Here is a 15,615-nt window from a genome sequence, read left to right as displayed (position 1 = left end):
TGTTACAACAACAAATTTTTTAAAAGGTTTAAAATCTGCATGTTGGATTATCTTATCTTCGCAAAAATTGTTCCATATGAATCTTCATGAGTACCAGGCAAAAGAATTACTCAAAAAATACCAAGTTCCAGTGCAGGAAGGTATTGCAGTAGATACGGTGATGGCTGCAGAGGAAGCTTACCGTCAAATTAAAACCCAGACTGGCAATAATTTTGCAGTTGTGAAAGCCCAGATTCATGCTGGCGGACGCGGGAAGGGTAAAATTGTGGGAACCGAACAAAGAGGGGTTGCCGTTGCAAAAAGCGCTGAAGATGTAACCAATATTGCAAAAAATATTCTTGGAGGCACATTGGTTACCATCCAAACAGGTGAAGCAGGTAAGAAAGTAAACAAAATACTGGTTGCCCAGGATGTTTATTATTCTGGCCCCAATCCTGTTAAGGAATTTTATTTGTCTATCCTGCTGGACAGGGCTACTGGAATGAATGTGGTAATGTACAGTACAGAAGGGGGAATGGATATTGAAGAAGTGGCACACAATACTCCTGAAAAGATTTTTAAAGAGTGGGTTCACCCTGGAGGCGGTTTACAAGGTTTCCAGGCAAGAAAAATAGCCTTCAATCTTGGCTTAAGCGGAGAAGCTTTCAAGAACTGCGTAAAGTTTGTAACCAACCTGTACAATGCATATGTTGGTTTAGACTGTGGTATGTTAGAAATTAATCCACTGTTTAAAACAAGTGATGAAAAAATCATTGCAGTAGACTGTAAAATGAATATTGACGATAACGCATTGATGCGTCATCCTGATGTTGCTGCGCTAAGAGATGTAACAGAAGAAGATCCTACTGAAGTTGAAGCAGGTCAGTACAACCTTAACTTTGTAAAATTAGATGGCAACGTAGGTTGTATGGTAAATGGTGCAGGTCTTGCTATGGCTACCATGGACATGATTAAATTAAGTGGAGGAGAACCCGCCAATTTCCTTGACGTGGGTGGTACAGCGAATGCCCAAACCGTTGAGGCTGGATTCAGAATCATCATGAAAGACCCTAACGTAAAAGCAATCCTTATCAATATCTTTGGTGGTATCGTAAGATGTGATCGTGTTGCTGCGGGGGTAATTGAAGCCTATAACAAATTAGGTAACATTAATATCCCGATTATTGTAAGATTGCAAGGAACCAACGCTGTTGAAGCTAAAAAATTAATTGACGAAAGCGGACTTAAAGTACAATCTGCTATCCAGTTAAGCGAAGCAGCTGCCTTAGTAAAGCAAGCAGTAGCCTAATTTCAATTAGCTAAATATATCAAAGCCATAGAAAAATCCTCTATGGCTTTTTTATTACCCCTTATTTTCCGGAATGGGCTTAACTTCAGTGATGGCGCTAATGGTGTACAATAGCCCTGTCTTTAATTCTGCGCAAACATATCTTTTTCTGCGAAGCTCCCCTTTTTGAAAAATTTTTCCATTAGAGATCATGAAAACCGTACCAAGGGGAACATCACAAAGCAAGCAAATGCCTTCGGGTTTATGGGGATTATACTTACGAAGCACTTTTAGTAATTCTGTTTCCCCGTTGGCAGTTGCCGCAGGAGAAATGATGGATTTTTCCAGGGCTTTTACTATATCATCGGGAAATACTTTCAGCTGTACAAAATGTACCAGCAACTGACTGTATAGTTTTTTCCACTCTGTTCCATGCGCAGGAACGGTATTCCTATACTGTTCAAAAGTTAATAAATGTGCCAGTTCATGAAGGAGTGTAATCAGAAATTCATACTTATTCAGATTCCCGTTAACGCTGATTCGGTGATTGTTTCCACGAAATGCATGCCTGTAATCCCCAAGTACCGTTTTACGGCTTCTTGCAACAGTAAGATGTACTTTATATTGATACAGGTATTGAACTACGTGATCAAAACTGCCTTCAGGCAAAAACTCAGCTAGGTCTTTCAGCGGATGTTCAGTTGCCGCCATCTTTACTTGAATGATTTATTTTCAGTGAAAGTTTAACTTCCAGCCATGTATACATAATATATAAAGCCATTCCTAAAAAAATGGCATTCACACTTTTATTTTCTCCTGCATTGTAGAGGTAAACAATAGCAGCAGATCCCAGCACAAACAATTTAAGTACTACCGTACTCATTACACCTCTTACCATGGCATGAGGATTGGTATCTTTCGACTGTTTCAATTGTTGTTGCAAACTAAACATGCTGATGGCAAACAACAACAAATTTGTAGAAGCAACTACCCAGGGATTAATATCCTGCTTTTTAAAAAAAACGCCGAGAAACAAACACAATAGATTTACCAGAATAAATAAATAAAGTACAGGTCGGAATGGCTTTATGAAAATTGACGACATAGTAATAAATTAATCATTTGAAGCTTCCACTTTTGGCAGGGCCAGCGGAACAGTATCCAGTGTTGCAGGCTTATCCCCTGCCAATACTTTCTTAATGCCCTCTAGGTATTGTTCCTTGTATCGTATTTCATTTTCCAAGGAATCTGTCCTGATCTTTAAAAGCTGAAGTGCGGTTCTGCTTTCCTTGGTTCCATAACCAGGGATATAGTATTTTAAAGGAGAAAAGGCAATTAATGCTATGGTGAGGCCAATTAACAATACAAAAACAGTACTCAAACCTATGTAAACACTTAATCTGGATAATCGAAACGCAATCATTTCCTCATAGGTATCATCGTTCATGATAACCAGCCGATAGGTATTGCGCAACCTTTTAAAAGTACTTTCTTTATTTATTTTGTCCATACTATAAAAACTGGGTTAAAGGTACGGATTGGTATGGTTTTATATGGGTATGCTAAAGAAATAACTGTAATTTTAATGGATTTTATGCACTATCGGAAATTTAGACATAACTGGATCCTGACAGGTATTTTACTATTTTGTTGCTCACTGATTAATGCGCAACCCAATACTTCCGTTGAAATACCCAAGCAGGAGAAATACCAGAACAGGGTATTGGCTTCTGAAAAAACGGGGAACAAAAAATTTACCATACCCAAAAGGCTGTACAATAATACTGTAAGTCACTACAATTATTATTTTAATGCCAACAGCAAATTAAATGACATCATAAGCACTGCAAAATTGCAGCATAAAGAAAACTACAGGGAACTTTTACCTTTCTATAATTATTCCCTGAATGAAACTTCAAAAGGGCAAATAGACAGCATTATTTATAAATGTACTGCGGGTATCCTTTTACATGACCTCAGAAGCGACTGGGTTGATCAGTTTTATTTATTAATGGGTAATGCTTATTTGCATCGCAAAGATTTTGACTCTGCTACTTACGTATTCAATTACATCAATTATGCTTTTGCAAACAAAGAAGATGGATATGATATTCCCATAGGAAGCAACGTAAGCAGCAAAGGAGGTTCCTTCTCTGTGAGTACGGATGAAAAACGCAATTTCTGGAAGAAAATATCATCTCCTGCTCCGGCCAGAAACGAAAGCTTTCTTATGCAGGCCAGAAATTTTATTGAGCAGGAAAAACTGGATGATGCAGAATCTCTTTTACAAATTCTGGCAGCAGACCGTTTTTTCCTGAAAGACTAAAAACACAGTGGCATGAACAATATGCCTATTTATTATACAAGGATAAAAAATACGATAGCGCAGCCTTTCATTTAACCAAAGCACTCCCCAATGCTACCAATAATCAGGAAATGGCAAGATGGGAATACCTGGCTGCACAACTCTATAGCTTGGCCAATAAAGATTCAATGGCCATTGTATGGTTCGAGAAAGCCATCAAACAAACCACCGATCCTTTTTTAGATGTATTTGCCCGTTTAAACATAGCTGCCTTATCTGCGGATGGTAAAAAAGACGCAGTTAATTTTCATCTCAGCCAATTATTGCAGATGGCCAAAAGAGAGAAGTATCAGGCATTCAGAGATTTAATTTATTATGCAGCAGCGGAACTGGCCATGTCTCAGAAAAACTATCTGATGGCAAGCAACTATCTGAACAAAAGCATTGAATTCAATGAAAAAAATGCTGAGCAAAAGGCAAGGTCATTTTTCCTTTTGTCTGAAGCCAATTATTTACAAAAAAAATACATTGAAGCTTCTTCAGCAATGGACAGCGTGAATGCTCAATTACTTACCGAAAAGGAAACCGCAAAAGCCAATAGCATCAAGGGCCCTTTACAAAAAATTGCAAAGGGTTTCATCACGGTAAACAGAGAAGATAGTTTGCAAAAAATTGCTGCCTTGCCCTCCGCTGAAAGAGAAGCCTATTTAACCAGTTTATTGAAGAAACTAAGAAAAGAACGGGGGATTAAAGAAAGCGAAGCAGAACAAGGAAGCAGCTTTGGAGGGAATTTGAACTCAGGTGCGGACTTATTTGGAACCGCAGGTGCAACAGGGTTTTATTTCGCCAATAATTCCTTAAAAACCAAAGGACTTTCCGACTTTAAAGCTAAATGGGGCAACCGCCCAAATATTGATAACTGGAGAAGACAATCGGCAGTAGACAGAAACTTCAGTGTAGCTGCTATAGACACAGACGAAAAAAACAACAAATCTGCCAATACAGCCCCAGCTGTACTGAGTTTTACTTCGCTGGAAGATAGTCTGCCACTTACACCGGAAAAATTATTGCAATCCAATAATGCCATCACAGAATCACTATTAAATAATGCAAATGGATTTCAATACGAGCTTAATGATGCAGCCGCTTCAATAGAAACCTACGAATTGCTAGCCAAACGATTCCCGGAAAGTGCTGTACTGGAAGATATTTGGTTTCAATTAAACAATGCTTATAAAAAAACAAATCAATACGGAAAAGCAGATTCAGTTAAACAACTGCTTCAGTCATTTTATCCCAAAGGAAAGAACAACCAGATTTTACTCAATATGGGTAAAGAACAAACTGATCCTGCTATTGGCCTGTATCAGGATATTTACAACCAGTTTATCAGTGGCGATTTTGAAAAAGCACTGTTAAAAAAACAAAATGCTGACAAACAACTGGGTAGTTCTTACTGGACCCCGCAACTGCTCTATATAGAATCGGTTTACTTCTTAAAAAATCAGCAGGATAGCATTGCTAAAATTAAACTGAATACGCTGGCCAGTATGTTTAAAGAACATCCGTTGGCCGAAAGAGCCAAAACATTTTTGGATGTTATTAACAGAAGAAAGGAAATTGAAACCTATCTGTCCCAGCTTTCTGTTGAGAGACCGGTAGAAATACCAGATAAGAAAATTGATCTCAATAGCACAAAGGCAGAAGATCTTCCCCTAACAGTTAAAGCCCCTGTTAAAGTTACCGTACCAGTAAGCGCACCAACTATGCCAGGCAACATAAAAGCTGCTCCTATAGAAAAAGCACTTGCTCCTGAAACCTATCAGTTTAATGCTTCCGATTCTCAGTTTGTAGCCATCGCACTTTATAAGGTAGATCCGGTTTTTGTAAGTGAAGCCAGAAATGCCTGGAATCGTTTTAACCAGGAAAGGTATTATAATCAGAAACTACCCATTAATGTAATCAGGGTAAATGATTCAGAACAAATTTTAATTATGGGTCCCTTTGCTAATGCAGCAGAGGCAAGCACTTATACAGATAGAAACAGGCCACAGGCAAGCTCCAGAGTAACACCCTGGCTGGATTCATCCAAATTTAGTTTTGCCATCATCAGCAGAGAGAATCTGAATTTATTGCTAAAAAAAGGAGAAACAGGTACCTACTGGCAAATGTTGCGAAATCTGTTCCCTGATAAATATTAATTTTACCCTTCAAACATAGAACAAAAGATGAGTAAACCGGTTCGCATATTCTGGCGTATTTTTTTGGGTGGTTTTGCATTTGTCATCATTCTGCTGGCCATGTTGAATTTTGGATGGATTGGCAGTATGCCCGACCTGGATGACATTGAAAATCCATCTGCTTCTCTGGCTTCTCAGGTTTACGCGGAAGACGGAACCTTAATGGGCAAATATTATATTGAAGACAGAATCAATGTTCAGTATAAAGATATTAGCAAACATATTATTGAGGCTTTAATTGCCACTGAGGATGAACGCTTTTATGAGCACAGCGGAATAGATGCCCGTTCATTGGGGAGGGCTATTTTTTATCTGGGTAGTGAAGGGGGAGCCAGTACCATTACCATGCAAACAGCTAAAAACCTTTTTACAGAAAACTGGAGCACTAAAAATTTCATCTTAAGGGCTCTGCAGAAAATTAAAGAAGGGATTATTGCTGTAAAACTGGAAAGAAATTTTACCAAAGAAGAAATTATTACTCTTTACCTGAATACTGTTGCCTACAGCGATAATGTGTATGGAATCAGAAACGCTTCCAAAACATTTTTTCAGAAAGAGCCCGACCGGGTGAATGTAGAGGAAGCCGCCGTGTTGATAGGTATGCTGAAAGGTGCAACATTGTATAATCCCAGAAGAAATCCAAAATTATCTTTGGACAGAAGAAATACCGTACTGAGCCAGATGGTCAGAAACAATTACCTGGATCCCCAACAGGCAGAGATTCTGAAGAGACAGCCCATTGAGCTCAATTACAAAAAACTCGATGAAACAACAGGACTTGGACCCTATTTCAGAATGATTCTGGGCGAAGAGATGAAAAAGTGGTGTAAGGAAAACACCAAGAACAATGGTGACCAGTACGATTTATACAGAGACGGATTAAAAATATATACCACTATTAACCCGCGTATGCAATTGTATGCAGAGGAAGCAGTAGCCAAACATATGAGCTACATGCAAAAATTATTCAACACACAGGAAAATATCAGAACAGGAAGTATCTGGAAAGGATTTGAACCCATTCTGGAACAGGCCATCAAGCAAACTGACCGCTGGAAAAATTTAAAACGTGAAGGATTAACAGATGAAGAAAACCTTCGCACTTTTCAGGAGAAAGTACCCATGCGCGTTTTTGCATGGAACAACAACAGAGGAATAGATACAGTAATGACTCCTTTTGACTCTATCAAATACCACAAACAAATGTTGCAGGCTGGCTTTATGGTAATGGATCCGCTGAACGGACAAATTAAAGCCTGGGTAGGAGGAATTGATTTCAAAACCTTTAAATACGACCACGCTAATATCAATACCAAAAGACAGGTAGGTAGTACCATTAAACCATTATTGTACAGCTTAGCTATTGAAGAAGCCGGACTGAATCCCAATTCACCGGTACAAGACGTTCAGCAGAATTTTGGACAATATGGTCTGGTACCTGCTACTTCCAAAACCTGTACAGGAGCTACCATCCCCATGGCAATTGCGCTGGCTAAATCCAGGAACTGTGCTTCTGCTTATATCATGAAGCAACTGGACAATACAGCAAACAATGGAGCAAAAAGATTCGTTGAATTTTTAGAGAAGTGTGAACTTAAAACCAAGATAGATCCATACCCTTCCATTGCCCTTGGCGCTTGCGAAATATCCTTGATTGAAATGATGCAGGCATACAGTATGTTCCCTGGCAGAGGCTTCAATGCAAAGCCCATGTATATTACCCGAATTGAAGATCGCAATGGAAATGTATTGGCCACGTTTACTCCACAGAGAAAAGAAGTTATCAATGACGTTACCGCTTATTCCGTAATTAAAATGATGCAGGGGGTTTTAACCAATGGTACGGGTGCCGGCATATGGGGCTATGGATTACCTGCGGGATTACAGATGGCTGGTAAAACAGGAACCACCAACAACAACAGTGACGCCTGGTTTATGGGCTATACCCCACAATACCTTGCAGGCGGATGGGTTGGTTGTGATGATCGTTTTATTCGCTTCAACAGTAAGAATGGTGAGGGTGGCAGAGCCGCCATGCCAATCTGGGCTTACTTTTTCAATAAAGCCGCTGCAGATCCCAATTGTGGCATCGACACCAAACTAAGTTTTGTTAAGCCGGAAGTGATGAGCAACGATATCATTATTGATTATATCAATGGCACCAACCAAATTTTAGGAGGAGAAGGTGAAGATATGGGAGCAGGCACTTCAGAAGATTATGAAATACCCAAAAACATTAAACCAGAAGACCTGGGTGCAGAATCTGATTTGATTATTGACAATAAGAAACCTGCAACCCCTCCTGCAGTTCCAGCTAATAACCAACCCAAGCCTGCAGATAAACCCAAAGCAGTTTTACCACCTCCCGTTAAAAAACCGGGTGGGAACAGATAATGGAATAAAAAGTCTTGTTTTTATTCCATCAATGTTTTTGCTTTTAAAAAGCGAAATAGCTAGGACTGTAATTTAATTAATCCGAATGCCGGATTAATATCACCAGATGATTGATAAATCATATCAATAACTGAACTACCATATCTGGCGTAAAAGGAAGCCAGGTTCTCCTGTCTTTCCTGTAAACTATTGCCAGGGAATAAAGCTTGTTTAATGGATTGAATTTGATTTGCTGCAGTAGAAAATTTTCTTTTCTCGGCCCGTTTCATTTTTTTCTCGAGTTCATCCACTTTTTTCAGTGATTGATGAGACAATGCAGTCACGTGATCTCGCAGACTGGGATCAATCTGTGTTGCCAATCTACTCATCTGATCATAATAGGCCTGCAATGCTGCTTTTTCTTTATCCAGATTAAGCTGATGTTCGGTATGCTTCTCTACATACTGACCAATTAACAAATGTTCCGGAAGAAATAAATCTGCATCCGTCAGTTGCAAACTCATCTGCTTTTGTGCAAGCTTGGCTGAAGAAATAGAAAATGAATTTCTCAGCATCAGTAAGGGATAGGCAACCCCCGCATTTTCAAAAACTGTTTTCAGTTCCAGCCAATAAGCCAGTTCACCTCCCCCACCAACAAAGATGATATTGGGTAAAATGGTTTCCTGAAAAGCACCCCTTAAAATCACATTCGGACTAAACCGTTCCGGATGTTCATCCAGTTCCTGCAAAATGGCTTCTTCAGTAAAGCGCAAACCAAGGGAAGGAACTGTATACGCATTACCTTCCTTTTCAATTCTCTCCCGCTTATCGTCAATTAAATAAAAAAGATTGATGGGCCTGCCTGCAGCCTGTACTTTGTAAAATTGTTGCAGACTTTGAATGGTATCTGTTACCGCTTTATGAGAGAACTGTTCGGTAAGTTCTTTCGCCATTACAGGAGCAAACAACTTTTTTAATGCAGGTTGATCCGGAATTAATACAACCAAACCATAATGCCCGAACAGCGTGTGCACCAATGATAAGGTAGCTTCCTGAATGGTCTTCCCATTAACATAGCAATTACGTAATAATTCTACCCATTCATTTCCATTCGGTAATACGCCTAACTGACCTGCAATGGATTCAATCAACGAAACCAATTGCTTGTCAACCTTCATTCTTCCTACCGCACCTGTTTGCTTTGTATCCCAGCTCCATTTAGCACCTTCAATATTAACAAACCCCAACTCATCCAGATCCGCATCCTCACTTCCCATGTAAAAAACAGGTACGAAATTTTTATCAGGATATTTTGCTGAAAGGGATTCTGCCAGTTTAATCACATGAAGTATTTTGTAAACAAAATACATGGGGCCAGTAAATAAATTGGGCTGATGCGCAGTGGTAATGGTATAGGTAGCCGAGTCGTTAAGCAATGAAATATTGCTGAAAACTGCTTCCGTATTTTTCTGACCCATATATTGCTGTTGCAATACTTCAGTAAGCACTTTCCGGTTTACCGGATGACTATCCCTAGACTGAATAGAGGTTTTAATCCCCTCCCAATTGGGCTCATGCAAATAAAAGGGTCTGATATTTTCGTGTTGCTGAAGATAGGCTTCTACAATCTTTGAAAAATAACCGGTACTCTCAAATGGCAAATACGTCGTGCTACAATCCATATCGGTTGTAAAAATACAAATGTTTTAAGCAAATCGGTCAGGACTGAATGGAGTAATATCCATACTAAGAGAATTCCCGTTAATGATTTCACTAACCAGTTTTCCGGTGCCTGCCCCCAGGCTTAGTCCAATCATAGAGTGTCCGGTTGCAAGGGTCAGATTCTCCCATTTCCGGGTTCTGCCAATATAAGGTAGACCGTCTGCAGAACAGGGTCTGTAACCATACCAGATATTTTCAACAGGAGGCATGTCTATTTTAAAATCAGTATACACTGATTGCACTGCAGAAAGTATCCCTTTTACGCGATTCATTCTGGGAGGCGTATTGGTTGATGTAATTTCCATTGTACCACCAAATCGGATTTTATTTCCGTCCATCGGGGTCAATGCCACCCTACCCTCTACCAATACACTAGGATGATTAATCCGATAAGGTGAATTTTCCAGCGTAACAGAATACCCTCTTCCGGGCATCAATAAAAGATTTATATTTAATTGACTGGCCAGCTCTCTGCTCCAGGAACCGGAAGCCAACACCACTTCATCCGTTTGATAATTTCCTTTTTCTGTTTTTACTCCAATAATTTTTTTACCCGCTGTTTCAAATCCGCTTACTGCTTCGTTTTTAATCAGGTTCACACCCTTTTCTTGAAGCAGGTTTAATAATTGCTGCATCAGCTGATTCGGATACAGATGCGCATCACATTTAAAATACAATGCACCCAATGCATCCAGCGGAGTATGTGATTCCATCTCCTGCAGCTGTGTACGATCCAGCATTACCGTATCAGACAAGCCCAAAGCCTGCGCTTTCTTACATAGGTGTTCACATTTTTCCTTCCCCTTCTCTGTCTTGAATATTTCCAATAAACCTTTTTGCTCATAGGCAAATGAAAAATTGGGCAGCCTGTCCCATTGTTCATACCAATGCTTACTTAAAAACGCAACATCCCTCAAGGGAATAGCCGCCGCTTCTACCTGTTTTTCATTGGCCATTTGCATGAACTTCCAGCCCCATTGTACAAGTGACCAGTCTGGTCTTGGCTGAACATAAAAAGGACTTTCCGGATTCCACATCCACTTTAAACCCTGCTTAACTATTCCTGGTGTGGCCAGCGGAACAAAATGGCTGGGACAAACATATCCTGCATTTCCATAAGAACAGTTATTCTGCATATCTGTCCGGTCAATTACCGTTACTTCATGTCCCGCTTCACTTAAAAACCATGCGCTGCTCAAACCAATAATTCCACCTCCGATTATCGTTACTTTCATTTAACTTGGGTATAATTTTGAGACAATAATTATGGAAACTTACGGAAAAATATTGCTCATTGCGATGCCCGCATTTTTAGTTTTGATTTTACTTGAAAAATGGTGGGGGGTCTATAAAGGAAATGATACCATACGGACTATGGATATGGTGTCTAGTTTAACTTCTGGCATCACCAATTCTACCAAAGATGTGTTGGGATTAAGCATTGCAGTAATCAGTTATAACTGGATGGTTTCGCATTGGGCCATCTTTCAGATTGAATCATCCGTATGGTTATACATAATTGCATTCCTGGCGCTGGATTTAACCGGCTACCTGGTTCACAGGATTGATCATGAGTTTAATTTTTTCTGGAATGCCCATATTATTCATCATAGTAGCGAAGATTTTAATCTGGCTTGTGCGTTGCGTCAGAGCATTTCAACCTTTGTAAGATTATTTACCATTTTTCTTTTACCGGCAGCATTGTTGGGCGTTCCCACTCAGATTATTGCCGTTGTTGCCCCTTTGCATTTATTTGCTCAGTTCTGGTACCATACCCAACATATTGACCGTATGGGTTGGCTGGAGAAAATTATTGTTACTCCGTCTCATCACCGGGTGCATCATGCCATTAATCCGGAATACCTCGATAAAAACTACGGACAAATTTTTATTTTCTGGGACAAATGGTTTGGCACATTTCAGGAAGAATTACCGAATGTTAAACCGGTGTACGGAATCACGAGACCTGTAAGAACCTGGAACCCCATCAAAATCAACTTCATGCACTTGTGGCTGTTGATAAAAGATGCCTGGCATGCACAAAACTGGTCCGACAAATTAAAGATCTGGTTCATGCCCACCGGATGGAGACCAGCAGATGTTGCAGAAAAATATCCCGTATTTAAAATTGAGGATCCATATCATTTTGAAAAATATGAAACAAGGGCTGGAAAAGCATTTAACATTTGGGTATGGGCACAATTGGCCATCCTGTTACTGATGATCAGCTATTTATTCGGAAACATAGCCAGCATAGGAAGCCCGGGTATATTTTACTATGGGTTGTTTATTTATATCTATGTGTATGCTTTTACCGAGCTGATGGATGGAAATACCAATGCATGGGCCTGGGACTTGCTGAAATTATCCATTGGAGGATGGTTAATGTGGAATACCAGGGGATGGTTCGGCATTGAACAACTGCATCCAATACTACCCTATATTATTGGCATTTATCTGTTTGTTTCTTTTCTGCTTAGCATCTATTTCAGAAAAGAAAGCAACCGTGTTCCTGCAACAGCATAATACTATTGCATATCATTGGCAGTAAAACTCAAAGGCAACAAACTGGTAGCATCTTCAATAATATAAATAGGACCTTCCTGACCACTTAATATCAATCGGATGCGTTGCTGCTGTCTTAATGTTTGTTCCAGTAAACTTTGTCTGCAAATACCACATGGGCTCACAGGATTATTACTTTTCCCGTTTTCATTGTGATAGCTGATGGCTATGGTTTTAATAGCCTGGTTCCTGTGTAAGGAAGCTATGGCAGACAATAAAACGCGCTCGGCACAAATACCCACAGGGTAACTTGCATTCTCCTGATTGGTGCCTTCTACCCTGCTTCCATCGTTTAGTAAGGCAATGGCACCAACTTTAAAATGAGAATAAGGGGCATAGGCATGAGAGGTAATGGCTCTTGCCTGTAGCAATAATGATGCATCTTCCGGAGAAAGCGACGATTCCTTATCAAAAACCTGGTACTGAAATGGTATTTCTTTCATGAAATCTATTCAATGACTTTAAAAATTCTGTTCCATCTGGGTCCTTTATTCCAGCTGAACCAAATTAAGGAGGCCTTTCCAACTATATGGGTTTCGGGCACAAAACCCCAGAAACGACTATCCTGACTTCTATGTCTGTTATCCCCCATCATCCAGTAATAATTGTATTTAGGGATATACTGATTGGTTACTTGTCCATTAATAATGATTTGTCCGTTTTTCTCTTCCAGCGTATTCTGTTCATAAACCGTAATTAACCTGCGATATAAGGCAATATTATTGGGCGCCAATGCAATCGCTTTCCCTTTTTGCGGAATGGTCAAGGGCCCGTAATTATCCAGTGTCCATGGAAAATTGGCTTCATCATTTGGAAAAAACATGCCCACATTGGTATCAACATATTTAACTACAGAAACCACTCCGGGATACTTTTTTACTTTCTCTGCTTCTGTAGCCGTTATATTGAAAATATAAGTTTTGCTATCCGGGCCTGGAGAAAAATTTCCATTGTTATTCTCCAAATCAATTCCTATTTCGTCCTGCAGGAATTCATCAGAAAATCCGGAACCTGAAGTGGTAACAATATAATCAGTTTGGGCTCCCTCCGGAATATCGGCTAGCTTGCCATTTACAAAAAGGTCAGCATTTTTAATTTCAAGCACATCTCCGGGCATGGCAACACATCTTTTGATATAGTTGTCTGTTTTATCCATTGGATGCACCAGAATTGGGTATTCAGCCAGCAATGCTTCCCTGTTGCCTTTGAACTGACTACTTCTTAAAACTTCATAATAGGTTACCTTACTGCCAAATTCGGGCAGATTGATAATGGTATCTCCGGCCGGAAAATTAAATACAACCGCATCATTCCTTTTGATAGCACTGGTTGCTGGCAATCGTTTGTAAGGCAACTGCACTTCCTTAATATAGGAAGGCGTTGTTAAGCTGAAAGGCATGATATTATGTACAAATGGAAAAGATACAGGTGTCTGAGGTATTCTTGGACCGTAACTCATTTTGCTAACAAACAAAAAGTCGTTTACGAGCAAACTCTTTTCCATACTTTCTGTAGGAATTACATAGGCTTCAAAAACAAAAGTCCGGATAATGGTAGCTGCCACAACAGCAAAAACACCTGCGTCTATCCATTCTCTTGAAGCAGGCTTATGGTAATGTTGCAAGGCAGAAGGACCGTGCCATTTTTCTTTCTCAGAAAAACCCAGGTAAGGAAAATATATGAAGGGGAAAAACACTACAGCCGCATGGGCAGGTACAGATACCTTTTTAAAATTCATTACAAAAATGATGGTAATCCAGATAGTAATAAACTGACCGGCTATAGGAATCAATTGCAGCCAGAACCAAAATCTTTTAATATGGGCAACCCGAACAATTTCCCAAGTGTTGTAAAATGGCACCAGGGCTTTCCAGGGTTCAATACCTGCTTTCTTAAACATTCCATACATGCCTGCATGCCATCCGACTAATCCAATTAAAAAAATCGCAATACCCATAAACTGTTTTTAATGTAAACAAATGTATCCAATTAAATATAACTTTTAACATCGGTAGCCTGTATCTCCTTACCGGATAAAATAATTAACCTTTCCACTACATTTCTTAATTCACGAATATTCCCCGTCCAGTTATGTTTTTTAAGCAAATCCACTGCCCCTGAGGCAATTGCCTTGGGTGCCTGTCCATACTCATTGGCAATTTCTTCTAAAAAATGTTGAACCAGCAAAGGAATATCTTCCCTTCTTTCATTCAAAGAGGGCACATGAATTAAAATAACACCCAGGCGGTGATATAAATCGAGTCTGAAGTTTTTGGCTTCTACTTCTTTCATCAAATCCTTATTGGTTGCAGCTACAACCCTCACATCTACAGCAATCTCCTTATCACCGCCAACACGGGTAATTTTACCTTCCTGCAAGGCACGTAAAACTTTTGCCTGCGCAGGTAAACTCATGTCTCCTATTTCATCCAGAAACAATGTTCCTCCATGTGCCTGCTCAAATTTACCTATGCGTTGTTTTACCGCAGAAGTAAAAGAGCCCTTTTCATGTCCGAACAATTCGCTTTCAATTAATTCTGCTGGTATAGCAGCGCAGTTTACTTCTACTATTGGTCCCTGCGAACGGTTACTTTTCTCGTGCAGCCATTTGGCAACCAGTTCCTTGCCACTGCCATTTTCCCCGGTTACCAATACCCGGGCATCTGTTGCAGCAACCTTATCAATAGTCTCTTTAATTTTTTGTATTGGGGCCGATTCACCAATGATTTCCTGAATACGTGAAACTTTTTTACGCAACACTTTTGTCTCTTTAACCAGAGTAGTCTTATCCATGGCATTGCGAATGGTAATCAGCAAACGGTTCAGATCGGGCGGTTTCGATATAAAATCAAATGCCCCTTTCTTAACTGCATCCACAGCTGTCTCAATATTTCCATGCCCGCTAATCATAATCACAGGTACATCCGGATTCAATTCTTTTGCTTTTTGCAGAAATTCAATACCGTCAATTTTTGGCATTTTAATATCACAAAGTACCAGGTCAAAATTACCTGCTGAAAACTGTGCCAACCCTGCTTCACCGTCACCTGCTTCCACGGTTGTATATCCCTCATTGTTCAGAATATCCTTTAATACATTGCGGATTGCCCTTTCATCATCTATAACTAAAATAGAAGCCATAT

The 15,615-nt window shown here is 39.8% G+C and carries 13 protein-coding genes; 5 read left to right on the top strand and 8 right to left on the bottom strand.

Annotated features, from left to right (window positions below; all coding sequences use genetic code 11):
* Nucleotides 1–76 precede the first annotated feature (76 nt).
* On the top strand, nt 77–1,288 hold the full coding sequence (sucC, locus tag P767_RS0101865) for an ADP-forming succinate--CoA ligase subunit beta (protein ID WP_026763186.1): 1,212 nt from the start codon (nt 77–79) through the stop codon (nt 1,286–1,288).
* Between the two features lie 54 nt (nt 1,289–1,342).
* Here the strand turns inward: sucC and P767_RS0101860 are convergent, their stop codons facing one another.
* The 3 genes from P767_RS0101860 to P767_RS0101850 are packed head-to-tail and all read right to left on the bottom strand — an operon-like array spanning nt 1,343 to nt 2,777.
* A complete protein-coding gene (locus P767_RS0101860) occupies nt 1,343–1,978 on the bottom strand; it encodes a SprT-like domain-containing protein (RefSeq protein WP_026763185.1) in 636 nt (211 codons plus the stop codon).
* Complete coding sequence (locus P767_RS0101855) at nt 1,965–2,372, bottom strand: hypothetical protein (RefSeq protein WP_157611319.1); 408 nt, start codon at nt 2,370–2,372, stop codon at nt 1,965–1,967. Before P767_RS0101855 ends, P767_RS0101860 begins: the two co-directional genes overlap by 14 nt.
* 9 nt (nt 2,373–2,381) lie before the next feature.
* Nucleotides 2,382–2,777, bottom strand: coding sequence for a hypothetical protein (locus P767_RS0101850; protein ID WP_026752208.1), 396 nt, complete (start codon nt 2,775–2,777; stop codon nt 2,382–2,384).
* Nucleotides 2,778–2,861: 84 nt separating this feature from the next.
* Between P767_RS0101850 and P767_RS0101845 the strand changes: the two genes are divergently transcribed.
* The 3 genes from P767_RS0101845 to P767_RS15305 are packed head-to-tail and all read left to right on the top strand — an operon-like array spanning nt 2,862 to nt 8,206.
* Nucleotides 2,862–3,593 (top strand): hypothetical protein, encoded by a 732-nt coding sequence (locus P767_RS0101845; RefSeq protein ID WP_157611317.1) that lies wholly within the window; start codon nt 2,862–2,864, stop codon nt 3,591–3,593.
* Complete coding sequence (gene porW / locus P767_RS0101840; RefSeq protein WP_456113459.1) at nt 3,545–5,773, top strand: type IX secretion system periplasmic lipoprotein PorW/SprE; 2,229 nt, start codon at nt 3,545–3,547, stop codon at nt 5,771–5,773. The genes P767_RS0101845 and porW overlap by 49 nt, the downstream gene beginning before the upstream one ends.
* A gap of 27 nt (nt 5,774–5,800) precedes the next feature.
* Nucleotides 5,801–8,206, top strand: coding sequence for a transglycosylase domain-containing protein (locus P767_RS15305; RefSeq protein ID WP_071840016.1), 2,406 nt, complete (start codon nt 5,801–5,803; stop codon nt 8,204–8,206).
* 59 nt (nt 8,207–8,265) lie between these two features.
* On the opposite strand, the gene bshC is transcribed toward P767_RS15305, so the two are convergent.
* Both bshC and P767_RS0101825 read right to left on the bottom strand, forming a co-directional pair.
* Complete coding sequence (bshC, locus tag P767_RS0101830) at nt 8,266–9,867, bottom strand: bacillithiol biosynthesis cysteine-adding enzyme BshC (RefSeq protein WP_026763181.1); 1,602 nt, start codon at nt 9,865–9,867, stop codon at nt 8,266–8,268.
* A gap of 24 nt (nt 9,868–9,891) precedes the next feature.
* Nucleotides 9,892–11,142 carry an NAD(P)/FAD-dependent oxidoreductase gene (locus tag P767_RS0101825; protein WP_026763180.1) on the bottom strand — a complete coding sequence of 417 codons (1,251 nt, stop codon included), beginning with the start codon at nt 11,140–11,142 and terminating at the stop codon, nt 9,892–9,894.
* Between the two features lie 31 nt (nt 11,143–11,173).
* Between P767_RS0101825 and P767_RS0101820 the strand changes: the two genes are divergently transcribed.
* Entirely contained in the window at nt 11,174–12,433 is a 1,260-nt protein-coding gene (locus P767_RS0101820; protein ID WP_026763179.1) for a sterol desaturase family protein, read from the top strand.
* A 2-nt stretch (nt 12,434–12,435) separates the two neighbouring features.
* On the opposite strand, the gene P767_RS0101815 is transcribed toward P767_RS0101820, so the two are convergent.
* Genes P767_RS0101815 through P767_RS0101805 form a run of 3 tightly spaced genes read right to left on the bottom strand, consistent with a single transcriptional unit; the run spans nt 12,436 to nt 15,613 of the window.
* Nucleotides 12,436–12,915, bottom strand: coding sequence for a cytidine deaminase (locus P767_RS0101815; protein WP_026763178.1), 480 nt, complete (start codon nt 12,913–12,915; stop codon nt 12,436–12,438).
* 5 nt (nt 12,916–12,920) lie between these two features.
* Nucleotides 12,921–14,429, bottom strand: a complete 1,509-nt coding sequence (gene lepB, locus P767_RS0101810) for a signal peptidase I (protein ID WP_026763177.1) — start codon at nt 14,427–14,429, stop codon at nt 12,921–12,923.
* A gap of 32 nt (nt 14,430–14,461) precedes the next feature.
* Nucleotides 14,462–15,613, bottom strand: a complete 1,152-nt coding sequence (locus P767_RS0101805) for a sigma-54-dependent transcriptional regulator (protein WP_026763176.1) — start codon at nt 15,611–15,613, stop codon at nt 14,462–14,464.
* Nucleotides 15,614–15,615 lie beyond the last annotated feature (2 nt).

The sequence above is a fragment of the Sediminibacterium salmoneum NBRC 103935 genome (assembly GCF_000511175.1).
Taxonomy (GTDB): domain Bacteria; phylum Bacteroidota; class Bacteroidia; order Chitinophagales; family Chitinophagaceae; genus Sediminibacterium; species Sediminibacterium salmoneum.
The sequence above is the reverse complement of the archived record's forward strand: the minus strand, read 5'-3'. Positions and strand labels throughout refer to the sequence as shown.